Here is a 253-nt window from a genome sequence, read left to right on the forward strand (position 1 = left end):
AGACACATCCCATCTTAATTTACATCTTTGACCAAAAACGGTAGAAATTTTTCTATTATTGATAAGCCTATCTTTAAATGGGTCATTCCCTAAAACTCTAATTTCTCCAGAAGTCGGGGCTAAAATCCCTGTCATCATCTTTATAAGTGTACTTTTACCCGCCCCATTTAAGCCAATTAATCCGACTGTTTCACCATCCTCTATCTTGAAAGATAAGGAACTAATAATTTTTATAATTTTCTTCTTCGATTTA

Annotated in this window: 1 protein-coding gene; it reads right to left on the minus strand. The window is 33.2% G+C overall.

The genetic code is table 11. The annotated features are described in order from the left end of the window. Positions 1-253 (minus strand): ATP-binding cassette domain-containing protein (locus AD60_RS09990; RefSeq protein WP_146048849.1); only part of this gene is annotated, 253 nt, incomplete at both ends.

This window comes from Petrotoga sp. SL27 (assembly GCF_002924605.1).
Lineage (GTDB): Bacteria > Thermotogota > Thermotogae > Petrotogales > Petrotogaceae > Petrotoga > Petrotoga sibirica.